Origin of the sequence: Vibrio kanaloae (genome assembly GCF_024347535.1) — a bacterium.
Taxonomy (GTDB): Bacteria; Pseudomonadota; Gammaproteobacteria; order Enterobacterales; family Vibrionaceae; genus Vibrio; species Vibrio kanaloae.
The window spans coordinates 956,739-983,184 of record NZ_AP025498.1 but is presented as its reverse complement, the minus strand read 5'-3'; the positions used below and the strand labels follow the sequence as shown (position 1 = coordinate 983,184).

The 26,446-nt window shown below is 43.0% G+C and carries 25 protein-coding genes; 13 read left to right on the top strand and 12 right to left on the bottom strand.

Annotated elements, in window-relative coordinates:
- Nucleotides 1–49: 49 nt before the first annotated feature.
- On the top strand, nucleotides 50–1,417 hold the full coding sequence (gene dcuC, locus OCV24_RS18580; protein WP_046223522.1) for an anaerobic C4-dicarboxylate transporter DcuC: 1,368 nt from the start codon (nucleotides 50–52) through the stop codon (nucleotides 1,415–1,417).
- A gap of 222 nt (nucleotides 1,418–1,639) precedes the next feature.
- Here the strand turns inward: dcuC and OCV24_RS18575 are convergent, their stop codons facing one another.
- Nucleotides 1,640–2,272: a response regulator gene (locus tag OCV24_RS18575; RefSeq protein ID WP_046223521.1), complete on the bottom strand. Its 633-nt coding sequence runs from the start codon at nucleotides 2,270–2,272 to the stop codon at nucleotides 1,640–1,642.
- On the bottom strand, nucleotides 2,259–3,989 hold the full coding sequence (gene narQ, locus OCV24_RS18570; protein ID WP_146449769.1) for a nitrate/nitrite two-component system sensor histidine kinase NarQ: 1,731 nt from the start codon (nucleotides 3,987–3,989) through the stop codon (nucleotides 2,259–2,261). Before narQ ends, OCV24_RS18575 begins: the two co-directional genes overlap by 14 nt.
- 253 nt (nucleotides 3,990–4,242) lie before the next feature.
- Between narQ and napF the strand changes: the two genes are divergently transcribed.
- The 6 genes from napF (at nucleotide 4,243) to OCV24_RS18540 (ending at nucleotide 8,877) form a co-directional block, all read left to right on the top strand.
- Nucleotides 4,243–4,722 carry a ferredoxin-type protein NapF gene (napF, locus tag OCV24_RS18565; RefSeq protein WP_017058195.1) on the top strand — a complete coding sequence of 160 codons (480 nt, stop codon included), beginning with the start codon at nucleotides 4,243–4,245 and terminating at the stop codon, nucleotides 4,720–4,722.
- 22 nt (nucleotides 4,723–4,744) lie between these two features.
- Nucleotides 4,745–5,050 (top strand): chaperone NapD, encoded by a 306-nt coding sequence (locus OCV24_RS18560; protein WP_017058194.1) that lies wholly within the window; start codon nucleotides 4,745–4,747, stop codon nucleotides 5,048–5,050.
- Nucleotides 5,047–7,536, top strand: a complete 2,490-nt coding sequence (gene napA / locus OCV24_RS18555) for a periplasmic nitrate reductase subunit alpha (protein ID WP_137026493.1) — start codon at nucleotides 5,047–5,049, stop codon at nucleotides 7,534–7,536. Before OCV24_RS18560 ends, napA begins: the two co-directional genes overlap by 4 nt.
- A gap of 125 nt (nucleotides 7,537–7,661) precedes the next feature.
- Nucleotides 7,662–8,117 carry a nitrate reductase cytochrome c-type subunit gene (locus tag OCV24_RS18550; protein WP_010430099.1) on the top strand — a complete coding sequence of 152 codons (456 nt, stop codon included), beginning with the start codon at nucleotides 7,662–7,664 and terminating at the stop codon, nucleotides 8,115–8,117.
- A gap of 29 nt (nucleotides 8,118–8,146) precedes the next feature.
- Nucleotides 8,147–8,728, top strand: a complete 582-nt coding sequence (locus tag OCV24_RS18545) for a NapC/NirT family cytochrome c (protein ID WP_009845456.1) — start codon at nucleotides 8,147–8,149, stop codon at nucleotides 8,726–8,728.
- An 11-nt stretch (nucleotides 8,729–8,739) separates the two neighbouring features.
- Nucleotides 8,740–8,877, top strand: coding sequence for a TIGR02808 family protein (locus tag OCV24_RS18540; protein WP_010430103.1), 138 nt, complete (start codon nucleotides 8,740–8,742; stop codon nucleotides 8,875–8,877).
- 124 nt (nucleotides 8,878–9,001) lie between these two features.
- On the opposite strand, the gene phaC is transcribed toward OCV24_RS18540, so the two are convergent.
- The 5 genes from phaC to OCV24_RS18515 all read right to left on the bottom strand — a co-directional run bounded on the left by phaC (nucleotide 9,002) and on the right by OCV24_RS18515 (nucleotide 14,482).
- Nucleotides 9,002–10,813 (bottom strand): class I poly(R)-hydroxyalkanoic acid synthase, encoded by a 1,812-nt coding sequence (gene phaC / locus OCV24_RS18535; protein WP_150877275.1) that lies wholly within the window; start codon nucleotides 10,811–10,813, stop codon nucleotides 9,002–9,004.
- Nucleotides 10,814–10,888: 75 nt separating this feature from the next.
- Nucleotides 10,889–11,236 (bottom strand): phasin family protein, encoded by a 348-nt coding sequence (locus OCV24_RS18530; protein WP_017058191.1) that lies wholly within the window; start codon nucleotides 11,234–11,236, stop codon nucleotides 10,889–10,891.
- Nucleotides 11,237–11,366: 130 nt separating this feature from the next.
- Nucleotides 11,367–12,578, bottom strand: coding sequence for an acetyl-CoA C-acetyltransferase (locus OCV24_RS18525; protein WP_146442508.1), 1,212 nt, complete (start codon nucleotides 12,576–12,578; stop codon nucleotides 11,367–11,369).
- A 26-nt stretch (nucleotides 12,579–12,604) separates the two neighbouring features.
- The gene (locus tag OCV24_RS18520) at nucleotides 12,605–13,345 is read right to left on the bottom strand and encodes an SDR family oxidoreductase (protein WP_017058189.1); all 741 of its coding nucleotides are present in this window, start codon (nucleotides 13,343–13,345) and stop codon (nucleotides 12,605–12,607) included.
- A gap of 456 nt (nucleotides 13,346–13,801) precedes the next feature.
- Nucleotides 13,802–14,482 (bottom strand): hypothetical protein, encoded by a 681-nt coding sequence (locus OCV24_RS18515; RefSeq protein WP_029627244.1) that lies wholly within the window; start codon nucleotides 14,480–14,482, stop codon nucleotides 13,802–13,804.
- Nucleotides 14,483–14,578: 96 nt separating this feature from the next.
- Here OCV24_RS18515 and OCV24_RS18510 point away from each other — a divergent pair, with 96 nt between their 5' ends.
- Both OCV24_RS18510 and OCV24_RS18505 read left to right on the top strand, forming a co-directional pair.
- On the top strand, nucleotides 14,579–15,154 hold the full coding sequence (locus tag OCV24_RS18510) for a hypothetical protein (RefSeq protein ID WP_017058187.1): 576 nt from the start codon (nucleotides 14,579–14,581) through the stop codon (nucleotides 15,152–15,154).
- A gap of 269 nt (nucleotides 15,155–15,423) precedes the next feature.
- Nucleotides 15,424–15,666, top strand: a complete 243-nt coding sequence (locus OCV24_RS18505; RefSeq protein WP_017058186.1) for a hypothetical protein — start codon at nucleotides 15,424–15,426, stop codon at nucleotides 15,664–15,666.
- A gap of 164 nt (nucleotides 15,667–15,830) precedes the next feature.
- Here the strand turns inward: OCV24_RS18505 and OCV24_RS18500 are convergent, their stop codons facing one another.
- Nucleotides 15,831–16,289 (bottom strand): Lrp/AsnC family transcriptional regulator, encoded by a 459-nt coding sequence (locus OCV24_RS18500; RefSeq protein WP_017058185.1) that lies wholly within the window; start codon nucleotides 16,287–16,289, stop codon nucleotides 15,831–15,833.
- Nucleotides 16,290–16,438: 149 nt separating this feature from the next.
- On the opposite strand from OCV24_RS18500, the gene OCV24_RS18495 reads away from it, so the two are divergent.
- On the top strand, nucleotides 16,439–17,368 hold the full coding sequence (locus tag OCV24_RS18495; protein WP_017058184.1) for a DMT family transporter: 930 nt from the start codon (nucleotides 16,439–16,441) through the stop codon (nucleotides 17,366–17,368).
- 140 nt (nucleotides 17,369–17,508) lie between these two features.
- Nucleotides 17,509–17,964, top strand: coding sequence for an exoribonuclease R (locus tag OCV24_RS18490; RefSeq protein ID WP_077681403.1), 456 nt, complete (start codon nucleotides 17,509–17,511; stop codon nucleotides 17,962–17,964).
- 257 nt (nucleotides 17,965–18,221) lie between these two features.
- Here OCV24_RS18490 and OCV24_RS18485 read toward each other — a convergent pair whose 3' ends face one another.
- The gene (locus OCV24_RS18485) at nucleotides 18,222–18,563 is read right to left on the bottom strand and encodes a YggL 50S ribosome-binding family protein (protein WP_102507530.1); all 342 of its coding nucleotides are present in this window, start codon (nucleotides 18,561–18,563) and stop codon (nucleotides 18,222–18,224) included.
- A 251-nt stretch (nucleotides 18,564–18,814) separates the two neighbouring features.
- Between OCV24_RS18485 and OCV24_RS18480 the strand changes: the two genes are divergently transcribed.
- Nucleotides 18,815–20,851, top strand: a complete 2,037-nt coding sequence (locus OCV24_RS18480; RefSeq protein WP_137034086.1) for a PhoX family protein — start codon at nucleotides 18,815–18,817, stop codon at nucleotides 20,849–20,851.
- A 194-nt stretch (nucleotides 20,852–21,045) separates the two neighbouring features.
- On the opposite strand, the gene OCV24_RS18475 is transcribed toward OCV24_RS18480, so the two are convergent.
- From OCV24_RS18475 to OCV24_RS18465, 3 genes are all read right to left on the bottom strand, one after another.
- Nucleotides 21,046–21,666, bottom strand: coding sequence for a LysE family translocator (locus OCV24_RS18475; protein WP_136998179.1), 621 nt, complete (start codon nucleotides 21,664–21,666; stop codon nucleotides 21,046–21,048).
- 165 nt (nucleotides 21,667–21,831) lie between these two features.
- Nucleotides 21,832–23,118: a DEAD/DEAH box helicase gene (locus OCV24_RS18470; protein WP_017058179.1), complete on the bottom strand. Its 1,287-nt coding sequence runs from the start codon at nucleotides 23,116–23,118 to the stop codon at nucleotides 21,832–21,834.
- A gap of 181 nt (nucleotides 23,119–23,299) precedes the next feature.
- Nucleotides 23,300–24,283, bottom strand: a complete 984-nt coding sequence (locus OCV24_RS18465; protein WP_046224874.1) for a CobW family GTP-binding protein — start codon at nucleotides 24,281–24,283, stop codon at nucleotides 23,300–23,302.
- Between the two features lie 712 nt (nucleotides 24,284–24,995).
- On the opposite strand from OCV24_RS18465, the gene clcA reads away from it, so the two are divergent.
- A complete protein-coding gene (gene clcA / locus OCV24_RS18460) occupies nucleotides 24,996–26,408 on the top strand; it encodes a H(+)/Cl(-) exchange transporter ClcA (RefSeq protein ID WP_017058177.1) in 1,413 nt (470 codons plus the stop codon).
- Nucleotides 26,409–26,446 lie beyond the last annotated feature (38 nt).

The window sequence follows — 26,446 nt, the reverse complement described above, 5'->3', positions numbered from 1 at the left end:
CATATTCTGAAACACTTTCTTATATTTTTTAAACTTTGCGGAGATTTCTATGTTAGAGCTCTTGATCGGATTAGTGATTACCATCGCTGTTGGTTACTTTATTGTCAAAGGCTACAAGGCAGCAGGTGTATTACTGACTGCTGGCCTTGCCCTACTTCTTATTACTGGCCTTATTGGCCATACCGTTTTACCAGCTAAAGTCGCTTCAACAGGTAATGTGGTTACCGACTCACTAGAATTCGTTAAGTACATGCTCCAATATCGAGGTGGCGGCCTAGGCATGCAGATCATGCTTTTGTGTGGTTTTGCTTCTTACATGACACACATCGGTGCGAACAACGTGGTAGTGAAACAGTTCTCTAAACCGCTTGCTGTGATCAAATCTCCTTATGTGTTGCTAGTAGCGGCTTACATTGTGGCTTGTTTGATGTCACTTGCAGTCAGTTCGGCAACTGGTCTGGGGGTGTTGTTGATGGCGACCTTATTCCCAATGATGACAGCAATGGGTATTTCTCGCCCAGCAGCTGTCGCGGTTTGTGCGTCACCTGCGGCAATCATCCTTTCACCAACATCTGGTGATGTTGTTATTGCCGCTGAAAAATCCGGAATGTCTTTAGATGTGTTTGCCGTTCAAACGGTACTACCAGTGTCCATCTGTGCAATCATCGTGATGGCTGCTGCAGCTTTCTTCTGGAACAAGTACCTAGATAAGAAAGAAAATACCCCCATGGAAAAAGTAGACGTTTCTGAAATTGAAACAACAGCACCCGCTTTCTACGCTGCATTACCATTTCTACCTATCATCGGTGTTTTCCTATTCAACGGCCGCACTATTCCGGGGCTTTCACTTGATATCTACACCATCGTAGTTGGCTCTATCTTCGTAGGTGCGCTCATCGATTACGTTGTTAAGAAATTCGACGGAGAAAAAACACTGGAAGACCTAGATTCTTGCTATCAAGGTATGGCAGAAGCATTTAAAGGCGTGGTAATGCTTTTGGTTGCGGCAGGTGTGTTTGCTCAAGGCTTAATGTCTATAGGTGCGATTGATAACCTAATCGGCCTTGCTGAATCGGCAGGTGCTGGTGGTATTGCCTTAATGCTTATCCTAACGGGCCTAACGGTTGCTGCGGCTATCGCGACCGGCTCTGGTAACGCACCTTTCTATGCTTTCGTAGAACTGGCTCCATCACTGGCAGCTAAGATGGGCTTGAACCCAGCATTCCTCATTATCCCAATGCTCCAAGCATCTAACTTAGGCCGTACCATCTCTCCAGTATCTGGTGTGGTTGTTGCTACATCTGGTATGGGTAAAATTAGTCCATTCGAAGTCGTTAAACGTACTTCTGTACCCGTAATTTGTGGTCTTATTACGGTTATCTTCGGTACGCTGGTATTGGTTCCAATGACGGCGTAAGCCTAACGTTCGTAAGAGCAACAGCTTAGTAATACGAACCACAGTACCGATATAAAATGCTTAAATAAAAAGGCACTGAACTTAATAAGGTCAGTGCTTTTTTGTGTCTCTTTTTATCTATTTAGCTTCGCGTTCTGATTTCAACAAAAGCGATCACATGTAAATTAGGCATCGAAACTAAGCAGTACAGCTTAAAATAGTTTAATTGCAAAGGAATAAGCCCTACTTCATTTCTCCGTAACGTTCTAGGTAAAGAACGGTTGCGGCGGTACGTGAAGGCACCTGTAGCTTTTTCAGTAGGCTCTTCATATGTACCTTAACCGTCGATTCAGAAATGAACAAGTGATCAGCGATCTGCTTATTACGATAACCTTTTGCGACTTCTTGAAGGATCTGCATTTCACGTTCAGTCAGCTGATCGAAGATATCTTTACGACTGACGGTATCACTCAAATAGCGAGCAACAACATCGCTGTAGGCCTTGTCGCCACTATGCGCTTGCTTAAGTAACTCAATCAATTCATCAGGTTCAGTGTCTTTCAACAAGTAACCGTCAGCACCTGCTTTTACTATAGCTTCAATATCTGCAGGACTATCCGAGACAGTTAAAATAACAATGTTAGCGCTCGACCCATCAGTACGAAGCGCTTTTAAAGTATCGAGCCCTGACATCCCCTTCATATTAAGATCCAACAGGATCAAATCAGGTTCTTCTTCATGAGCAAGAGCGATCGCTTCAGTGCCATTGCTTGCTTCCGCAATCACTTCGAATTCATCTTCAAAGCTCAGTAATTGGCTTATACCTCTGCGCATCAATGGATGATCATCAACCAGTATTACTTTACAAATCGTCAACTTGAACTTCCTTCAAAATTTTATATTTTAATATGACTGTACAGCCTTCACCTTTTGCTGCTTCAACCGTTAAGTCGCCATTCAGTCTTGCCGCTCGCTCCTGCATGATGCTCATTCCATAGTGGTTCATTTTAGAACTACTGGGATCAAAGCCATCTCCATTATCCTTAATCACAACTAATACTTCACCATTTTCATTTATGCAGCATACATCTATCAAGTCTGCATTAGCGTGTTTTATGGCGTTTATTGTTGCCTCACGAATCAATTGAAGCAGGTGAACTTGACTATGAGCATCAAGTTCAATAGATGAAAGATTATTGGTTAAACTAATCTTCGCATCGGTACGCTCATTGAGTTGTTCGAGCATCGTACCCAAAGCATCTCCAAAGCTACCTTCTTTGATAGATAACCTAAATGTAGTGAGCAGCTCCCGAAGTTGAGTATAGGCATTAGCTAAACCAACCCCTATCTCAGAGGCTATCTGTTCTGACTGCTCTCTGTGTTTATGTTCAGGTAGTTTGCTAACAACACGCTTTAACAAAGTGACTTGAATCTTCAAATATGAAAGAGATTGGGCCAATGAATCGTGCAGTTCACGCGCTATCGTCGCACGCTCTTCCATAATGATAAGCTGCTCAGCTTTCTTTTGAGCACGATTATAATAGATCGCTCGCGATAGCAATTGAATAAAGCTTTCAATCAAAGTTTTTGTTGAGTGCCCATGATGATATGCGCAATACAAATAACCCAAAATCAGTTCGTTATCATCCAACTTCATCTCAAATTTTTCATAGTTACAATTTGAGTCGTAACCTTCATCCAGAATAAGTGACCGACCTGAATTATCAACAATCTCTAACCTTAATGATTCGATTCCTTCAAGGCTAGCTAAGTGTTGTAAGATCGCTCTAAAGTTTTCTGGGGCAATACGCGTCACTGTGAGTTCTTGTGAGGAATAATAGAGCGCCTGCAATGATTGATTGGCATTTTGCAGTTCAACTGTTTTGGCATCAACGACATCTTCAAGATTTCGGTATAGCACACCCAAATCTTTGGCCATTGAGTTGAACGTTTTGGTCAAAATACCGAGTTCATTGCTGTTCGTTACTTCCAACTGAACCTCAAAGTCACTGTTCTTTATTCGCTGACTTGCTCCAACCAACGCATGGAGAGGTTTAACAACCTGTTTACGTACGAAGTGAACAACAAAAAGAGATATGACGAGAATACCACCTAGCCCTACGCCACCAGCCCACGCTAATTTTATCAGCTTATTCTCTGAGAACTGTTGAAGCTTGAAAACAAAATGGTCTATCTCATTCACGAAGTTTTCGACTAACACTAAATAGTGCTTACGATCTTCGCTATTCAAAACACGCTTCAATTCATGCCAACGACCAATGATCAAGTAATAATCTTCTGTGATGTCCGTAGGAACATTCCAACTGACCAACTTGGTCATGGATGGAGAGTAAAGCGAGCGCTCAAACTCGTGAATATGAGAATCATAATCAACTGATTCTATTTGAATATCATGGGCTAAGCGGTAGCTCTGCATACGCATTGAACCAGCGACGTTGACCGCCTCCGCATCATTCAAACTTGAAGCCAAAGTAAAGATGGCAAAGCCAGTAGTCGCAACCGACAACAGCAGTATAAATAGCAATGATTTCGCTATTGTACTAGTGACAGATGAAACCGGTTTTATAAGCAAAAGAGCCTTCCTATTTATAAATAACTAGCTAGCGAAATGGTATTGTCACACATCAAATATCATAGCTCCATTCAATATGTGATCACTCGCTTCGTAATTTATTGATCTAAGACAATATATCCCCCCAATTAGCCCTTAGGGGGTATTTATACAATTGTTTCTAAAACTACACTACTTGTGAGGATTAATGACAAGATATTAATGAAACAATGACCTACAGTTACAACATATTAGCAACATCTATAGGTATTTAGTGGTAGATCTATCAAAACGACGTCTATTCTCTAGACGAAAGGTTGACTCAAGTCAGATTCGTTTGCCTTGGATTAATAACCTAGAAAGCTTTGCAGATGACTGCACTCGCTGTGGTAAATGTATCGAGAGCTGTGAAACTAAGATAATCATTGTGGGCGATGGTGGTTTTCCTACTGTCAACTTTTCTATCGATGAATGCACCTTCTGTTATCAGTGTGCAGACGTTTGTCCTGAACCAATTTTTAAACCCAAGGAAGAAACACCTTGGCAAGCAAAAGCAAGTATCTCTGATAAATGCTTAGCCCAACAAAATGTTGAATGTCGAAGCTGTGGTGACATGTGTGAACCCATGGCCATTCAATTTCAACTTAGAGCAGGCAGTGTTGCTCTACCAAAGATCAAGTTAGATGAGTGTAGCGGTTGTGGGGCCTGCGTAGCAGTTTGCCCAACCTCAGCTATTCTTGTGAGTAATGCATAAATAAAAATAACGAGAGCAATTTATGGCACTAAATGAAGTGCATATATCAAGTTTAGTCGTGCATGTGAGCCCAGAGCATCTAAATGAGATTAAAGCAGAGATCGAGCAATTCGATAACGCTGAAATCTACGGAGATAGCCCTGAAGGCAAAATCATCGTGGTCCTAGAAACCGAAAACCAAGGTTTTGTAACGGACACCATCGAAGCAATAAACAACATTAAGAACGTTTTAGGGACAGCTTTGGTTTATCACCAAATCGAAACTGGACTAGAAGAAACGGATTTAGAAACTGGAAGCAACAATTCTCAACTTGAGGGTGAAGTATGAAAATGACAAGACGTGCGTTTGTGAAAGCAAACGCAGCTGCATCAGCGGCAGCCGTTGCAGGTGTAACACTACCAGCAACCGCAACCAACCTGATTGCTAGCTCTGATCAAACAAAAATCACGTGGGATAAAGCGCCTTGTCGTTTTTGTGGTACGGGCTGTTCAGTACTAGTGGGTACTCAAAACGGCAAAGTGGTTGCGACTCAAGGCGACCCAGAAGCACCAGTAAACAAAGGCCTTAACTGTATCAAAGGCTACTTCCTTTCAAAAATCATGTACGGCAAAGACCGTCTAGAACAACCTCTTCTTCGTATGAAAGATGGTGAGTTCCATAAAGACGGTGATTTCACACCAGTATCTTGGGATAAAGCGTTCGACGTAATGGCTGAGAAATGGAAAGCTTCACTGAAGAAGAACGGTCCAACAGGTGTTGGTATGTTCGGTTCAGGCCAATGGACCGTGATGGAAGGCTACGCAGCCGTTAAGATGATGAAAGCGGGTTTCCGTTCAAACAACATCGATCCAAACGCTCGTCACTGTATGGCTTCAGCGGTAGGCGCATTCATGCGTACTTTCGGTATCGATGAGCCAATGGGTTGTTACGATGACTTTGAACACGCAGACGCATTCGTTCTGTGGGGTTCAAACATGGCAGAAATGCACCCAGTACTATGGACTCGTATTACCGACCGTCGTCTGAGCCACCCACACGTTAAAGTAAACGTACTGTCTACTTACTACCACCGTTCTTTCGAGCTTGCAGACACGGGTTACATCTTCGAACCTCAATCGGATCTAGCAATTGCTAACTTCATTGCTAACTACATCATTCAAAACGATGCGGTGAACTGGGACTTCGTGAACAAGCACACGAACTTCAAGCAAGCAACGACAGACATCGGTTACGGTCTGCGTGACGATGATCCACTACAGAAAGCCGCTGCGAACCCTAACTCGGGCAAAATGACGGCAATTACGTTCGAAGAGTACAAAGCTTCTGTTGCTGAATACACAGTTGAAAAAGCCTCTGAAATGTCAGGTGTCTCTCAAGATGACCTTATCAAGCTGGCTAAGCAATACGCGGATCCAAATATCAAAGTGATGTCTCTATGGACAATGGGCATGAACCAACATACTCGTGGTGTGTGGATGAACAGCCTTGTGTACAACATCCACCTTTTAACCGGTAAGATTTCTACTCCAGGCAACAGTCCGTTCTCACTAACAGGCCAACCATCTGCGTGTGGTACTGCTCGTGAAGTTGGTACGTTCTCTCACCGTCTACCAGCAGATATGGTGGTTGCTAACCCGAAACACCGTAAGATTGCAGAAGACATCTGGAAACTTCCAGAAGGTACTATCCCACCTAAACCAGGTGCTCACGCTGTTGTTCAAGACCGTATGCTTAAAGACGGTAAGATCAACGCGTACTGGGTAATGTGTAACAACAACATGCAAGCGGGTCCAAACATCAACACAGAACGTCTACCAGGTTACCGTAACCCAGACAACTTCATTGTATGTTCTGACCCGTACCCGACAGCAACGGCTCAAGCGGCTGACCTTATTCTTCCTACCGCAATGTGGATTGAGAAAGAAGGTGCTTACGGTAACGCAGAACGTCGTACACAAGCGTGGTACCAACAAGTGAAAACCGTAGGTGAAGCTAAGTCTGACCTATGGCAAATCATGGAATTCTCTAAACGCTTCACTGTTGAAGAAGTTTGGGGCGAAGAACTTCTTGCTAAAGCACCAGAGCATCGCGGTAAAACGATGTACGACGTGCTTTACAAAAACGGCAACGTTGATGCATTCCCACTGTCTGAAGCTCAAGAGCTTAACGACGATGCACAAGCTCAAGGTTTCTACGTTCAAAAAGGTCTATTCGAAGAATACGCAGCCTTTGGTCGCGGCCACGGTCACGATTTAGCACCATACGATCGCTACCACCAAGTTCGTGGTCTACGTTGGCCTGTTGTTGACGGTAAAGAGACACTCTGGCGCTTTAAAGAAGGTTCAGATCCATACGCTAAGAAAGGCTCTGATTGGGACTTCTACGGCAAGCCAGATGGTAAAGCACTGATCATCAATGCGCCATACGAAGCGCCACCTGAAGTACCAAACGATGAATACGATATGTGGCTATGTACAGGCCGTGTTCTTGAGCACTGGCACACAGGTACTATGACTCGTCGTGTACCAGAACTTTACAAAGCAGTACCGGATGCACTTTGTTACATCCACCCTGCTGATGCTAAAGCTCGTGGCCTTCGCCGTGGTGATGAAGTTCTTATCGAAAACAAACGTGGCGAAGTACGCGTTCGTGTTGAAACTCGTGGTCGTAACCGTCCACCACAAGGCTTGGTATTCGTACCATTCTTTGATGCAAGAATTCTGATCAACAAGTTGATCTTGGATGCAACGGATCCTCTGTCTAAACAGACAGATTACAAGAAGTGTCCAGTTAAGATCACTAAGGTCGCTTAAGGACAATATGTTCTTACCACTTAGCTCGTAGATCTGACGTATTTAATATTGCGACTGCTTTTTTCGTTACTTTTTGAAAGAAGTAGTCCACTCAAAGAATTAGCCTTTAGGCGGAGAAATTAACCATGAAAAAACTGATTACTGCCCTACTATCAGCTGGTCTTTTGCTAGCTGGTGCAGCGCAAGCTGAGCTAGATAACCCAGGTGGCATTGGTGGCGTAGAGTCTCTACGTGGTGCAAGTGAACTTGAAGCAACTCGCGCAGCAGATGATTTCAAAAAGTTCCCTCGTGACCAAGTACTTGAGAGTGACTACGTATACCAACCACCTCTAGTGCCTCATACTATTCGTAGCTATGAAGTTTCTCTTAACGCTAACAAGTGTCTTTCTTGCCACAGCTGGAAAAACGCAAAAGAAATGGGTGCGACTAAAGTGAGCGTAACTCACTACATGAACCGTGAAGATGCGGTACTTGCAGACGTATCACCTCGTCGTTACTTCTGTCTACAGTGTCACGTACCTCAAGCTAATGCTAAGCCACTAGTTGAGAACGAGTTCAAACCTGTAGATTCACTGCGTTAATCGTAGCCGGACTGTAAGAGAGGCTATATATGATAAAATTACTTAAAGCGTTTTGGAAAAGACTCGCGACACCAAGTAAAGCAGCCGTTGGCGTTGTTTTGTTCTTGGGTTTCTCGGGTGGTCTTTTGTTCTGGGGTGCATTCAACACGGGTATGGAGGCAACCAACACGGAAGAGTTCTGTTCTGGCTGTCACGCACCTATCGTTGCTGAAATCCAAGAGACAATTCACTACTCTAACCGTTCTGGTGTTCGTGCTATCTGTTCAGACTGTCACGTACCTCATGAATGGACAGATAAAATTGTTCGTAAGGTTCAAGCATCTAAAGAGCTATATGCACACTTTATTGCGAAAACCATCAATACTGAAGAAAAGTTCAAAGCACGTCGTGCTCACCTAGCAGAACGCGAATGGGCTCGATTGAAGAAGAACGATTCACTTGAATGTCGTAACTGTCACCAGTTCGATTACATGGACTTCTCAGAGCAGAGCCCTCGTAGTGCGAAACAACACTCGACTGCGTTAGCTTCTGGTGAAAAAACGTGTGTAGACTGTCACAAAGGTATTGCACACAAACTACCAGACATGCACGGCGTTGAAGGCTGGCAATAAGGAGCGATTGAATGAGTACTTTAGAAAGCGTAATTTGGCATATCCTAGGTTACAGCGCTATGCCAGTTATCATTCTTGGCGGCTTCGCAGGTGTAGCAGCCGTATCTCTTTGGATTTTATCTATGGGTAAAGACAAAGAAATCGATTAACAATCGAGATTACATCAACTTATGACAATTGTTTTTTGAGATTAGTTGACACTAAAAAGCCACTGAAATCAGTGGCTTTTTTATTACCTGGTGTTTTGTTTTACTGTTAATTCAAAGACGATGCCTAAGCTTTGCTTTCCGGAGCTTCTGTCTCAGCAGGTTCTTTATCGACGATCGGCAGCACCTGTTTTACATAGTTGCCTGGCGCTTTGCCAATCACAGGGTTTAGCTCTGAGCCTTGATTGAAAGGTTCGATTTTATCGTCAGTTTCAAAACCTTGTAACCACTGATCCCAATGTGTCCACCATGAGCCTTCACTATAGCTTGCATTCGCTAGCCACTCGTCAGCAGAGTCGTCTAGGCTGTCATTCACCCAGTAGCCATATTTCTTCTTGTCTGGATGGTTAACAATACCAGCAATATGCCCAGACTCACCCAACACAAAGGTTTTGTTGCCACCAGTATTCAATGCGCCGCGATAAGTCCCCTGCCACAAAGCAATATGGTCTTCTTTGGCTGAAATAAAGTAGCTTGGTATTTTGATCTTATTCAAATCAATCCAAACACCGCCCACTTTCACACCTTTGTCTTGAATCAGTTTGTTTTCAAGGTAGAGCTCACGTAGCAAGAAGTTATGACATTTAGCGGCTACGTTAGTGCTATCACTGTTCCAGTACAGAAGATCAAACTCCATCGGGCTGCTGCCTTTGAGGTAGTTATCAATGTAGTAGTTCCAGTACAGACTGTTTTCACGAAGCAAACTGAACGTCACGCTCAGTGAACGACCATCCATATAGCCTTTCGCGTCGTTCTGTTTCTCGATCGCGTTAATGATCGTTTCGTTGATGTACGCGCCCACCTCTCCCGGCTGAGAGAAATCCAACAAGGTGGTAAAGAAAGTCGCGGTTTTAATGCGCTTTTTCATGCGCTTCGCAGCGTAGTAAGCCACCGTCGAAGCCAACACCGTGCCGCCAATACAGTAACCTGCCGCGTTGATTTGCTCTTTACCCGTGATGTCTTCAATTGCAGCAACGGCTTTAACCACGCCTTCCGTGACATAGTCACCAAACTCAGTGTCTTTCTGCGCTTCACCTGGGTTACGCCAAGACATCATGAATACGCTATGCCCTTGCTCAAGTAACCAGCGCACCAATGAGTTCTTCTCACGAAGGTCTAGAATGTAGTACTTATTGATGAACGGCGGAACGATCAACAAAGGTGTCGCGTTAACCTGCGGTGTCTTTGGATGGTACTGAATCAGCTCAAACAGCTCGTTTTGAAAGACAACATCACCTTCGGTGTTCGCAACATCTACACCCAATCGGAAAGCGTTGTTGTTGGTCATGCGGATCTTGAGTATATCAGCGCTTGCTTCAACGTCTGCTTGTAACTGCTCTAATCCATCGAGAAGGTTTTCACCATTTCGCTCAAGTGTCAGTTTCATCAACTCTGGATTCGTTGCAATAAAGTTGCTTGGAGAAAGTGCATTGATTGCCTGACGAGAAAAGAACGCCACTCGTTCTTTGGTTTTTTCGTCAATACCTTCGATCGAGTTGATGGTATCGATGTAGCTTTTGCTGAATAACAAATAGGATTGCTTAATAAAGCTGTAGAACGGGTCGTTTTTCCACGCCTCGTCAATAAAGCGCTTGTCGCTACGATCTTCGGCTATCACACTCTCGGTGTTGCCCATCAGCGCGGCATTCTGCCAGATCTTAAGTTGCTGTTCCCACCATTGAGATTGTAACTGAAGTAGAACGGCAGGTTGGTTGGCGGCTTGCTCGAAGATTTTTGATGCATCATCAAAGTTCAATTCTTGCATCGCTTGGTTTAGGGGAGATTGCGCGGCTTCCTTGTTTTGTTCAAAGCTTTCCCACCATTGCTGGTTCGTTTGTTGAAGTTTAACAAGGTAGTCCGAAAAGAAGTGTTGAAACATAACATGGCTCCAATAATCGGAAAATCGCCACCGAACCTCACAGTAAACACTGCGCTAACTCGATGGCGATTAAATTTATGCAGGTGTAACTGTTTTCAAGTTTTCAGTTGTTAGTGTTTCAACATCTTCTTTGAACTCTTTTGCAGCAGCTTGCATTTTTGAGCTATCACTCATCATCTGTTGAGACAATTGAGTTAGCGCTGCTAGTTGCTGGCTGTTGAAAGCCGTTAGGCTAGCCACGTCTTTGATTTCAGTCACTGCTTTCATTTGCGCAAGACCCATGTTCGTGTAAGTCTGCATTGCATTCATTTGCAGCTCTGTCATTGTTTGGACGTTCTTTGCAACCAACTTGTTGAACTTTAAGTACGGTTCAAATTGCTTTTCAGTTTGGTCAGTCATTGTTTTGAAAATATCCGTGTACATAAGTAACTCCTGATGAATACATAGTTTAATAAATTTGTGTCACTATCGTTTCAGCCAACGCTCATCGATTAACTCACGATGCTTTGAAAAGCTGATCCGATATTTAAGCTTGCTACCGATATATCAGGCTCTAACCTTCAATACCTTTTAGCAAAACAGCGGTTCCCATTCCTCCACCCACACAAAGTGAAGCAACGCCATAAGTCGTTTTCTGTTCAAGCATTTCATGGATGAGTGAAACAATAATTCGATTGCCTGACGCACCTAAAGGATGGCCAAGCGCGATTGCACCACCATTCACATTCACCTTTGGCTTGAACTCATCAAGCGGTAAGTCATGCTGCTCTGACAATTGGTACATTACGCCAAGAGCTTGTGCTGCAAACGCTTCATTCAATTCAAACAAATCTATTTCTTCGAGAGTGAGGTTCGCTTTATCAAGCGCTTTAGAAACCGCTTCTACTGGCCCTAAACCCATAATCTTTGGGTCCAAACCTGACTGTGCGTAGCTCGTTAGCTCTACCAATGGTGTCAGTCCGTATTTTGCTACTGCACTCTCTGAGGCCAAGATAATTGCACTCGCACCATCATTGATACCCGAAGCGTTACCCGCCGTGACAGACCCTTCACGGTCAAAGGCTGGGCGAAGCTTTTGCAGACCTTCGAATGTCGCGTCTGACTTCGGATACTCATCGGTATCAAAAGTCACGGTTTGTCTGCGCTGCTTAACTTCTACAGGCACGATTTGCTCGTTAAACTTACCCGCTTCAATTGCAGCAATGGCTTTCTGTTGGCTTTCTAAGGCATAGTTATCTTGAGCTAGGCGTGAAATGTTCAACGTATTCGCAATGTTTTCAGCCGTCATGCCCATATGGTAATGATTAAACGCATCCGTTAAGCCATCGCCCACCAACAAGTCTTTCATCGATATATCACCCATTTTGTGCCCGTTACGAATGTTCGGCGGAACCACAAAAGGGATTTGGGACATCACTTCAACACCAGCCGCAACCACCACTTCAGCGTCTTGCGCCTTAATGTGTGCAGCAGCGTCCATCACTGACTTCATGCCACTGCCACAGATCATGTTGACGCCATACGCAGGTATTTCCTCTGCAAGCCCTGCGTAGATTGAAGCTTGGCGCGCTACGCCCATGCCTTGCCCTGCTGAAATCACGTTGCCGACTATCACTTCGTCAATCGCATCTAACGGTAGGTCAACTGCGTCCAACGCACCTTTAATCGCCACACCAGCTAGTTCACCCGCGGATACGTTGTTTAAAGACCCGGTAAATGCACCAATTGGGGTACGTTTTGCCGCAACAATAAATACTTTTTCCATCATTCCAATCCCTTCAGTTTTGCCAATTAGTGCATGTACAAGCCGCCATTCACAGACAATGTTTCGCCTGTAATGTACGCGCCAGATTCACTCGCTAAAAAGCCCACTGCGTCCGCAATTTCAACAGGTGTAGCCAAACGTTTCATTGGGATTTGTTTCTTTATTGAATCAAGAATTTCAGGCTTCATTTGCTCAACCATAGGTGTTGCTGTGTAACCAGGGGCAATCACGTTCACTGTTACGCCACTGCGAGCGCCTTCTGCAGCCAAGGCCTTCGAAAAACCAATCATTCCGGCTTTAGCAGCCGAGTAGTTGGTTTGTCCAAACTGACCTTTAAGACCATTGACTGAAGAAATGTTGATGACTCGGCAGTTACCCTTTTCGCACATCGGTGCAAACAAAGGCTGTGTCACATTGAAAAGGCTGTTGAGGTTTGTCTCAATCACATCTTTCCAAGCTTCCGCATCCATCTTTTTAAAGACACTGTCACGCGTAATACCAGCATTGTTTACCAACACATCAACCGTGCCTTCTTCTTCCAACAACTTGCTTAAGCTCAATGCACATTCAGCAGTGTTAGTAACATCTAATTCAAACAATCTGACTTGATCTTCAGTAAATTGTTTTTCCTTAAACCAATCTACTGCACATTGATAATTCCCTGTAAAATAGGTCGCGATCACACGATATCCATCTGCGACTAGTTTCGAAGATATTGCCGACCCGATACCGCCTTTTGATCCTGTAATTAAAGCAAGCTTTTTCATTAATGGTTCCATCCCTTAAAAGCAATTAAATAACAATGATGTTAATAAAATAATGTCTTAGTTGATAATTAAAGTTTACGTTTTGCTTTAATTAAACCCTACATCTCAAAATCAAAAAGTATTATTACAAATATAAAATATTTTCATATTATAGCTAAAAATCTGACTTACCTCTCAAAAAATATGAAATGTTACACATATGTAAATATAGGTAATTCTATGATTTTAAAGTTATTTAATTAATTTTAATTATATCATCAAGATAGTAAACCTTTGTTAATCCAAGATAAACTGACAGCTCAAAGCTTGTTTCAACCAGAATGCAATATAGAAAGTAAAAATAATCAATAACGGATATAAAATAAAAAGCCCACTCAATTAATGAGTGGGCTTTAAACTTTTAAATAGAAAGGTTAATTTCTATTAATACATCCGACATTAATAGTGGCGTGGATCCTACTTAGTAAATATTTCATTTGTATTTACATCTAAATAAATTTTATTTTCAAGAGATAGTCCGCCACAATAGATAAAATAGACATCTCGACCACTGTACTTCACCGACTTCACCCAGCCGCCTAATTCTTCGAAATCACTTGGGGTACATTCACCTTCAGAGAGCAGCTTAGCAATTGTGTTACGAAACTTCTCTTGATGGATCTTAAGATCGTCGGATTTAACCAAGTATGAGTCCAATATCTCTTTGTTTTCTTTTTCCGAGATAATCACTTCATCGTTAGATAAACCAGACATTGCGACCCATTCTGCCGTCTGAGGGCCACCTTCTTTTAGGACGATGTAATCTGAGATACGAGCCCATTTACCCTGCTTCTCTAATACTTCGACTTTTTCGCTCTTATAGAGGTAATCCGTTATCAAACCATCAACTTCCGGCTGTTCCACCACTTCAAGCTTTCTGTCCAAAACATAGAACTCTGTCTGTTCTGGCTCAGGTTTAAGCTCCATGAGCGGTTCTAAGTCAGATTCAGATTGCTGAGCAACTTCTTCAATTGATTCTTCGTTTTTCTCTGTTGGTGTTGAGTCTTTTTTCATAACAAAGAAGTAGTACGCCGCTCCTCCTCCGCCCAATACTAACAATACAAGTAAAGCGATCAGCGCTTTTTTCATCAAATCCACCAACTCTTCCGTTTTAGGTATGCTTTAAGTGTACATCAACTCATGTTGTCACTCATCTATACTCTCTAAAGAGAGTACGGTAAGTAGAGGAAAGTCATGCGTTTTTATGTGAAGGTTATGATTATGAGTGTAGCTTGGAGTGCGAATGTCTCGTTCGCAAACCATTGTAATCGTGAAAACTGGCAAACACTGTTGGATCGCCAGCTCGCATTCGAAAGTCGCTATAACCAATACACCAAAGAATTCAACCGAGTTCTTTCAACTTATGAATCCCAAACCCTTCTCTCTAAACATTTCACTGAAACACAGATCATTGAACTTTGGGTAAAGTATGAACCAAGATTTAATGTACAGCTCAAGAATCATATGAATACCGCTTATGATATCTCTGAGGTTTTGTTAAAGCAGGCATACGTGGTGTCTACAGAACTCGAAGGGGCTCAGTTTCTCAGCGATTCATGGCAAGCTGTCGCTAAACACTGTGCAACGGCAAAGCTACCAAGCCAATCAGAAAGCGCGCAGGTGCACGTGGTAAGTTCGCAATCGCTTTCCCAAGATCTCCATACACTCAGCGAAAAGTTTCGTCAGCTGTCATCAAAGTATCGTCAAGAAGCCGCCATAATAGATAAAGCACGCCGTACAACAGCGCCTATAAAAGACGTCCAAAACTAAAACCCACACTCGACTTTCTCTGCTCTTTGACGGAATTAACTTGAATAGATAGCTACGTTCCATTAAGAATAATCAAATAGTTCGCTAATCAAAGCTTTATCAATAACTTGTAAAGTTAATGTGTCAAATACCAACAAGAAAGCTTAATTTCCAACCAATTCAGGTGGCTATATGAGATATTCATCACAAAATAGATTTACAAATGCCAGAAAATTGTTATCATGAATATTCATATAGCTTAATAACAAGACACATTTTGGCTAGGTAATATGCAAAAGACTATGGCTTTCAACTGCTTGAGTAACACGGAATGGACTGCAGAGGTAAGAGGTAAACTTTTATCTGTAGCTAAACACATGGAAGAGTTCGGTTCAGTCAGTGAGCTAGAGCTATGTAAGATATTTGGAGAAACAATTTGGAATGATGGTGTGGATTATCATTCACATGCTTTTTCATTCAGAATTAATGCACAAACTGGGGATTGTTCAATCTCTCACTTTAAGTATCACTAAGTTTTGCACCTATCATGTACGGAGTACCTTTCACGAGTTGCTCCGTTTTTATTGTTGCGTATCTGCAATTTAATAGACAATCATTAATTGCTCCCGCGATTCCTATCAGGAATAATTACCTTTTCTGCTCATTTCATCACATAACGTATCCCTTTACCTACAGCTTAGTCGGTATAAACCGGTAGCGGCGCGTTACCTTTCACTTGTCTTATCGCAAGGTGAGTGTGGATGTCTTTGACGTTAGAGAGCCTTTGGAGCTTTCTTGTAAATGCCTCGTAGGCCATCAAGTTTGGGTTAACCACTTCTAACAGATAATCATAAGCCCCAGATACAACGTGGCAACTGATGACCTCTTCCATCTCGACAATTGCACTTTCAAACTTATCGATAGACACTTCTTGGTGGTTGTTTAAGCTCACTTCAACAAACACACTCATTGCTATACCAACTTGCTCTCGAGACAAACTCACACGATAACCGTCAATAATCCCTTTTTCTTCGAGCCTTTTGATACGCCTTGCACACGGTGAAGGTGATAAACCCACTTCATCAGCGAGCTCCGCCGTGGTTAACCTGCCATCTATTTGTAACAACTCAAGAAGATGTCTATCAATTCTATCCATAGCGAATACTGCCCATTAGTTATATTCATTAATAATTTAAAGAATATTAGCAGAAACAATTAATGATAAGTAAAATTAGAACTAAATTTGCCAACTTATGGCACGTACTCTCCCCCATAATTAGTCATCATTCAATTTCCTTATTTATTATGACGCTTGGCTATCTATCTATTACTGTCACTTTGCTCATCTGGGCGAGCTTTTTTCTTTCTCTTAAAGGCGGCGCGAATTCAAATTTAACGCCTGCAGACATCGCACTCACACGCTTCCTTATTCCCGCCTTGGTACTATTACCCTTGGTGTGGAAAGCTCGTAATGCCATAACAGCAGTGCCTAATCGTTACTTGGTTGGTATGTTTGTCGGCAGTGGCCTGCCTTATCTGCTCGTCGCAGGTACAGCAATGCAGTTTGTTCCTGTTTCACACGGCAGTGCTTTGATACCCGGAACACTGCCTCTGTTTGTTACCGGGATTGCAATACTCTTTTTCAAACAGCCACTTAGCCGCCATCGCAGTGCAGGTTTAACCTTGGTGTTACTCGGTATTATATTGTTCTTAGGCAGTAGTTTAAGCAGCTTCAACTTTGAATATACAAAAGGCCACTTGTTACTTCTCTGCGGAAGCTTAATGTGGGCGACCTTTACCATCTCAGCGCGTGTCGCCAATCTTAATGCGTTGGTGAGCGCGGGGTTAATCGCTATCAGTTCAACTTTGCTATTGTTGTTTTTGATCCTAACAAGAACTGTCCCTAGCTATTTAGTAGATGCACCCATCACTCAATGGCCTTTCTCAGAGCTTGCCGTACATTCCGCAGTACAAGGGGTTGGAGCAGGCCTAATTGCCGCATTCACTTACCTTTATGCGGTTAACACTCTCGGGGCAGAGCGTTCTGCGGCGTTCGGGAGCGCGACACCAGCCGTTGCAACGTTATTAGCTATCCCTCTATTTAACGAAACCCCTGATCTTATGACTTGGTTCGCTCTAGGTTCTATTTGTATCGGCAGCTTAGTAGCAAGCAACATTTTCATGAGAAGCGACCAATCGATGCAATACCAACCGCCAAGCCATAGCAAAACTTGATTCGTTTAATTATCTATATAGATTAATTTGAAGTTTTGACCCGTATAAGCCTACCAACGTAGGCTTATCTAAAATCTGCTTTTTCTGAACTCGCTTCTCCATTAAACTGTCAGGCCTTTTTGCCCATCCAAGAGAACACCATGCAACGCGACTACACCTTAAATTGCTTAATCACCATGCCTCGCCATGAACTAGAAGAATTTAGTTTAAGAATGATTCATCGCCTGGTTCCTGAAGATGCAATGACGGAATTGTTCACTTTTGAGCAAGAAGAAGTGGCCAGCGAAGAACGTATGCAATCAGCGAAGTTTGACGCAATGCTACGAATGACCGCGATTGCCCTTGGTGAAGTGAACCTAGCATTCTCTGAATCTGACAACTCGCAACAAAACATTGAGCGTATGACTCGTTTGCTGCTTTGGCATTTCTATTCGATTTCGTTCAATCTTGAAGAAGCAATTGCGATTGAAGTGCACTGTGAGAAAGTAGAGAAGATCTTAGTTAATGCTCCGAAGGATGCATTTGGTTGGGTTAAAGAATTGACTGAACTACTTCACTTTTACGCGAAAGTGAATGAAGGCGACGAAACTAAATAAGCTAACAAAACGAAAGAAAGCGCATAAGTTCACATAGATACGAAGCCTAATATAAGTAGAAGCTTTGTTAAAATACGTTCTCTGCCGTTGTCCAACCAAGCTTATTAAAAACCTTAATATGACATACTTTGAAACTATAAACTTTGACAATATTAAAGGCCCAATCGGTATACGATTAGGCCTTTAATTGGGTGTGTTGTTGTTCGCTCAGCAAAGCCTGATTAGCCTTCAAGGTAAGCCAACAGCACAACCTAAATTTAGAACGCGTAGTTTGCGTCAACAAGTTCACTGACTTCAACTTTGTTTACCTCTGCACGTGCTTCAAGCCATTGTGCAACTTGTAACTGCTCTACTTCTGTTACTGAACGGTAGCGTTCAACCGAACACAAGAAACCTTCAAATAACTCTAAACCACCGCCTCCAAAGCACAGGTTAAGGCTGTCGATAAAGTCGACAAACTCATCAATGAACACATCATATTGGTCAAAATCAGTCATCGATGTAGTGCAGCTTACTTCAAAACCTAGAATAGCGAATTCACCCAAATATAGCTTTTTGCGTAGGCGACGATTTTTATTTTCGATTTTATCTAATTTCATAACTGTCTCTCTTTACGTTTAATAAGGCACTTATACACAGTTCCTAATCAATCCCCAAGAGTTTTGTATTACACGAAGGCCTTCCGAGTAAAAATTGTTCTACATAAACAAAACCTTAATCAAAACTATAAAAATCTGTCACCTAACTGCTTCACGATTAGTCACACATTGATCAAAGCGATTTACTCGTTAGTAAGTAGCTAGATCATTCATGGACAACGAATAAATACAATCAATAGGAATCAGTACAGATGAGCAAGGAAACATTTGATAGCACTCGTTTCAACAAGAGCACAAATAAACCTTTCGAAGAAGTTTTAGACGCCAATCTATCGAGAAGGAACATATTGAAAGGCGGCTTAGGTATCAGTGCAATGACCGCATTTGGTGCGTTTGGACTTTCCGGGTGTAACTCTTCTAGCTCAAGCATTCCAGCAGGTAATGGTTCAGGTGTATCAAGTGCAATGTTGAACTTCGATTCCATTCCAGGATCACTAACCGATGCAGTCTCGGTTCCACAAGGTTACATAGCGCAAGTATTAGTACCATGGGGGACACCTCTAAATGCACAAGGTAGTGCATGGAAAGATGACGGCAGCAACACAAGTGAAGAACAGTTAAATGCTCTAGGTATGCACCACGATGGTATGCACTTCTTTCCTTTAAATGACAGAACTACAGACGGCTTATTGTGTATCAACCATGAATACATAGACTCGATGGCGCTGCACCCAAGTGGCCCAACCGTAGAAAGTGGTGTACGTACTGTTGTAGATGAGGTACGTAAAGAAATTAATGCACATGGCGTATCAGTTGTTCGAATTCAACTCGAAGACAACATGTGGAAACTGGTTGATACTGATCCACTCAACCGTCGCTACACAGGTGCGACGACTATGGACTTGTCTGGCCCTGTCGCACATACCGCTCACACCGTGACTCGCTTCTCCCCTGATGGCAGCCAAGCACGCGGTACATTGAACAACTGTGGTAATGGTTTCACACCATGGGGCACTTACTTAACGTGTGAAGAAAACTGGCCAGGTTACTTCGTTAATGCAGGTGTTCGTACTGAAGAGCAAGATCGTATTGGCGTCGATGACAAAAGTACACGTTACTTGTGGGACACACTCGCTGGTAACACAGAAGAACGTTTAGATGAATTTACCCGCTTTAATGTAGAGCCGACAGGCGCAAGCGCAATGGACGATTACCGTAACGAAGCGAACGGCCACGGTTACATTGTTGAAATCGACCCATATACACAGAACTCTCGAGCGAAGAAGCGTACTGCACTAGGTCGTTTCCGTCACGAAGGTTGCACTTTTGGTAAACTAGAAAAAGGTCAACCCGTTATCTTTTACTCAGGACACGATTCTCGTTTTGAGTACCTATACAAATTTGAATCGGCAGCAGGCTGGGATCCAGCAGATGCGAATCCATCAAACCGTTTAGCAACCGGTGATAAATACATGGATGAAGGCACGCTTTATGTGGCACGTTTCAATGAAGACAGCTCAGGTACTTGGTTACCATTGAATCTAAATAGCATTACGTTAGCTGGCGGGACTTTGGCAGACCATTTCAACTCTTTGGCTGAGATCATCATAAACACTGCGGGTGCTGCGGACCTCGTTGGTGCAACACCAATGGATCGCCCAGAGTGGTGTACCGTCGATCCATACACAGGCTCTGTATATCTAACACTAACCAACAACACCAAACGCACCAATGATACGAACGCAGCAAACCCACGTTTAAACAACAAATTTGGTCATGTGATTCGTTGGGATGAAGGTGAAGCAGCAACGGACTTCACTTGGGATATTTTCTTATTTGGTTCACCAGCCAATAGCGATACAGACATTAACCGTTCTGGATTAACGGACCTGAACCAATTTGCTAGCCCAGACGGCCTAGCGTTTGACGCTCGTGGCATTTTGTGGATTCAAACCGATAACGGTGCTGACGAAGTGACAGGCTACACCAATGATCAGATGCTGGCAGTCGTACCCTCTAAATTGACGGATGAAAATGGAAATCAAGCAGTAATTACAAAGGACAACCAAGCAGAGTTAAAACGCTTTTTTGTTGGTCCAAACGGTTGTGAAGTAACAGGTTTTACCATCAGTCCAGACTATAAGTCATTGTTTGTAAATATTCAGCATCCGGGAAACTGGCCATACAGCAATAATGCAGCAGAGGAGACTCCGTCAGGTATGTCGGTGCGTCCTCGTGCAGCAACGGTTGTGATTCGTCGTGAAGATGGCGGTGAAATAGCGGTTTAAGATCAGTTAAAAACTCTTGTCTAACAATATAAGCTAAAGAGTCAAGTTATAGGCAAGTAATAACAAAAAGAGCGATAAGGCCAAAGCCCTATCGCTCTTTTGATATTCTATTGATTAGCTTGTTCTGTTAACTCACAAGCTATCGTCATAAGGAAGAATGGCGAATGGCCTTTGTTCGTTATCGCTAACTAAAGCTAACTAACGAACAACCACACACCAACGCCCATCATCAGCGTACCAGCAATGCGGTTCATCAACTTTACGTTGTCTGCCTTGCCTAGCATATGCTTAAGGCTCTTCCCGCCTGTCGCGTACAAGGTCATGCAAACGAATTCAGACACCAGAATAATAGAAACTAAAATGAACAACTGCGGCGCTAAATCGATTTTGCTGTTAATGAAAGGAGGCAATAACGAAATCATAAACGCCCAACCTTTCGGGTTAGCAATCGCAGTAACAAAGCCTTGAACTACCAAGTCCCAATCATTGTTTACTTGAGTCTCTAGATTATCAGTACTGATCGCCAACTTACCTCTTGAAAGCCACATTTGTACACCCAAGTAGAACAAGTAACCTGCGCCGATAAATTTAAACCCAGTAAACAGCCACGGGTAATTGAGCATGATTGACGCAATGCCCAATACAGCAGCAACTGACACAACAGCTACACCAGCCAGTTCGCCGATCATCATCCATAATGTGCGCTTGTATCCAACACTCATTCCTAGTGTCAACGCCAGAGTCATACACATACCGGGCGTGATTGACACAAAGAAAAACGTGGGAATAAAAGCCCAAAGTAGTGCGCTATCCATATTATTACCTTATCGACTTATTTTTATTTTATGGTTGTTGTTTCTTAAGCGGGCTTAAAGCGAAGCGATGTTGAAACGAAGCAGTAATGACAATAAACAATATTGCGAACAATACAAACAAAAAGAGCCACATAACAGTGACTCTTTTCAATTCACCGACCGTAATTACTTACGACGATTTTTAATTCGCTTCATCATAGTCAAACGACGTTCAGCGCTTGCTTGATCTTGCGGTTCTTCGTTCGCGTTGTTCTTACGACCTTGGCGGTTTTTGTAAGCCGACTTAGTGTTCAGCTTTTCAATGTAAGCATCACGCTTCTTCGGTTCGTAACCCGGCTGCTCAACACGGCGAATACGCTGTTGAATCAGTGTCTCAACTTGAACAACCGTCAGCTCTTCTTCGCGGTTAACGAAAGACACAGCGTGACCTTGCTTACCAGCACGACCTGTACGGCCAATACGGTGAACGTAATCTTCCGCTAGAAAAGGCATGTCGTAGTTAATCACGTGTGGTAAGTCTTCAATATCCAGACCACGAGCCGCAACGTCAGTTGCCACCATCACACGTGCTCTGCCTTCTTTAAAGTCATCCAACGCACGACGACGAGCGCTTTGCGCTTTATCACCGTGACACAGTACCGCTTTAATACCGTCAAGCTTAAGCTCTTTAACTACATCGTTCGCAGTTTCTTTGTAGTTCACGAACACAAGCACTTGGCGCCAGTTTTTGCGGCCAATCAGCTCAGAAAGTAGCTCTGTTTTACGCTCTTGGTCAACTGGGTACACTACGTGACCGACAGTCGCAGCTGTTGAGTTTTCGCGCTCAACACTAATACGTTTAGGTTTGCGTAGAATATCAACCGACAGTTGGTTCAACTGAGTAGAAGTCGTTGCAGAGAACATCATGATTTGCGGCGATGTTTCTACATCCAACATAATTTTACGAACGGCATTGATGAAGCCCATATCAAGGATACGGTCAGCTTCATCAAATACTAGGAATTCTAGGTTAGCAATAGACACGTTACCCGCTTCTAAGTGCTCTTCTAAACGGCCAGGTGTTGCAACCAAAATATCCACACCCAGTTCTAGCTGGCGAACTTGTGAAGACATCTTGTTACCACCGTAAACCGCTGAAACACTTAGTTCAGTGTATTTAACGTAGTCTTTGATGTTTTGAGCGATCTGCGCAGCAAGCTCACGAGTTGGAGCTAGAATAAGGCCGCGAGCCGTTCCTCGAGATGCTTTTTTACCGCTGTTCAGTAGGTGCTGAATAACAGGCAATGAGAATGCCGCTGTTTTACCCGTACCAGTTTGAGCAGTAGCAAAAATATCATGGCCTTTACGAGCCATTGGAATTGCTTTTTGTTGAATTGGAGTGAGTTTTTCATAACCACACTCAGTCAACGCTTTGACTAATTCAGGAGCAAAACCTTGAGAAGAAAATGACATTGTTACGGGTTCCTTAAGCAGACAGCCTACATTCTTATTTCAGCCGAGCACTATAAAGTAATTAGAGTGATTTATCTCACATTTATCGTGACATAACGCAAACTTTCTCATTTAATCCGGTGTTCACCTCACCATCCGCGAAGCAAACACCAGAATCATCGTTTCAAACAGGATAATTGTTCTATTTGATGCCACACAGCTTGAGTAAAATCTGTTCCAGATCGCCCCAAGGCATAAGCTGCGAGTCAATCACTTCCAGTCGAGATTCAAAACCATCGAGCGTGATTTCATTGACTGACACAACTTGATTCGCCACATTGAATGCGTAGCAACCTTGGTCAGTATTCACCACGGCTTTTACACGCTCAGCCGTTAGATCCGACAACATTGAGAAGAGCGCATCGAAATCAAACTTATACTCGGCACCAAACAGCCAACCGCAACTAAAGTAGCCTTGACCTTTATTCTCTTTACGGATGAACGCTTCACCGGGAGGAAGTTGGAATTGAGGCTCTTGTTCAGCGTGATCGTGATGATGCGCTTCAATATGGGATGAAGCACTGCCATACACTCTTTCAATGTCCAACACTTCCAATGGCACTTCACCATCGTGAATCAGCTTATGAAATACTTTGGCTGGCGTTTGATCCGTTACCCAATCGTTAAATACATCGATGTCTTCAGAATGAACAAGATCGACTTTAGTACCAAGAATTACATCGGCACTGTCTAGCTGGTCATTAAAGTTCTGATTAGAGGTGTATTTTTCGTTGGATAAGTTACGCGGATCAACCAAACCTAGCGTAGCTTTAAGATCAACGTATGGCATGTACTGCTCTGAAGTCAGCGTCGCTATCACTTGCTTTGGATGACCAAGCCCAGTTGGTTCAATCAGCAAACGGTCTGGTTTTTGACGTAACAATGCATTAATGCCAACCGACATAGGTACGCCCGCAGTACAACACATGCAGCCACCCGGCACTTCTTTAATCAAAGCACCTTGATCTGTCATCAATGCGCCGTCAATACCGATTTCGCCGAACTCATTAACCAGAACAGCCCAGTTTTCATTCTCAGGTTTATTTTTTAGCAGGTTCAAGATGGCTGTCGTTTTACCAACACCCAAGAAACCCGTAATGATGTTTGTAGGAACTTTTTTGGTCATATCAGTTCTCCTTTTTAAGGGAGTATATACTCAATCACTAAAAAGTTGACCCCAATCGATTGTTTATACCAATCACAGTAAGTAAGTGATCAGAAATAGCGCAGGAAAAAGGCTTGAGAACAAGGCGTAATTTTTTGATAAGTAGTTATTCTACAATAAAAAATTATAACGCAGTTATCGAGCGTTTTAACAAGCTAGGATGACCAATTATTTACTACGATTGGTATTACACTGAGAATAGTTAATGGGGAGGTGTCTTTAATATAATCAAAAAGATAATTTGTAGGGATATAAAGCGGGAAAGTTGAGGCACCAAACGAACTAAAGGCGTACTTTATCAGTACGCCTCACCCTCGTTACTCAATCGTGAGTTCGCGAATCAGGAAGTCTTAAACATCGACCTGAACATTTAACGAGGAACTAAACATTGTCTTTGAGTCCGTCCAAATTGTGTGTAAAACCTCATTTCTCCTTGCGGTTCGTTATGTTGCTTTACGATTTAACTATGGTTCATTTTTGAGGAGATTCAAGCTACCACCAGATAATTACGCAAAATTGTGACGGTGATTCCACTATTGCTCATATGTTTCATTTATGAAATGAACGTATACCATAAATGAAATTCAACTTTTCATCTTTGTTGCTATAGGATATTCGGAGGAAGCGTATAATTTGTGCATACTCACCTTATCAACTCAGGAACCTTACCTCTATGACCAGAAGAGAGAAAATAAAGCAGTCCTTATTAGCTAAAATGCCAAGGGATGCTATTAGCCAATTTCTCTCTAGGGATAAGACACCAGCTTCGGTTCTCTTTCTTTCTTGTATCGTTGGTGTGCTTGCCGGCGTTGTTGGTACTTACTTCGAAGTTGCCGTTCATTTCATATCAGAGACTCGAACTGATTGGCTGAAAGATGAAATTGTTCATCACTTACCACTTTGGCTTGCAGCATTCCTTATCAGTGCTGCATTTGCCTTTATCGGTTATTTCCTCGTGCACCGCTTTGCTCCCGAAGCTGCAGGTTCAGGTATCCCTGAGATCGAAGGCGCAATGGATGGCATGCGGCCTGTTCGCTGGTGGCGAGTGCTGCCAGTAAAATTCTTTGGTGGTATGGGTGCATTAGGCTCAGGCATGGTGTTAGGTCGTGAAGGACCTACCGTTCAAATGGGCGGTAGCATCGGTCGAATGATCACAGACATTTTTAGAGTCAAAGATGACGATACTCGACATTCATTGCTCGCTTCAGGTGCCGCAGGCGGTTTAGCCGCCGCATTCAATGCTCCATTGGCCGGAATTATGTTTGTCGTCGAAGAAATGAGACCACAATTTCGCTATTCACTCATTTCAATCAAAGCGGTCATTATCTCTGCAATCTCTGCCAATATTGTTTTTCGTTCAATCAATGGTCAGTCCGCTGTTATCACAATGCCTCAGTATCAACCGCCAGAATTAGATGCGCTTTGGTTATTCTTGTTATTAGGGGTACTGTTCGGTTTGTTTGGTGTCACTTTCAATAGACTGATTACGCTTTCCCAAGACCTGTTTGTAAAGATTCATAAGAACGACCGTAAACGCTACCTAATCACCGGGACCCTGCTTGGTGGTTGCTTTGGTTTATTACTGCTATATATACCTGAATTAACTGGCGGTGGTATTGGCATCATTCCGAACATTACTAATGGTAATTATAGTACCAACGTACTACTACTCATTTTCTTAGGGCGTGTTCTCACCACACTACTTTGTTTCGGATCTGGTGCGCCAGGTGGTATTTTTGCACCTATGCTAGCGCTAGGGACTCTCTTTGGTTACGCGTTTGGACTTATCGCTTTGGCATTCTTTCCTGAGTTGAATATTGAACCAGGTATGTTTGCGATTGCCGGCATGGGCGCATTATTCGCGGCAACCGTGCGTGCGCCAATTACAGGTATATTATTGGTGATCGAAATGACCAATAACTACTACCTCATTCTCCCTCTGATCATCACCTGTTTAGGGGCGGTTATCATTGCTCAGATGCTAGGTGGTCAGCCAATTTATACTCAGTTATTGAATCGCACGTTGAAAAACGAAAAGCTACGACAACAAGACCTTCCTCCACAAGAAGAAACTCTATCGCGATAAGAACGACAAATCGAATGAGACGACCAATCCTAAAGCAC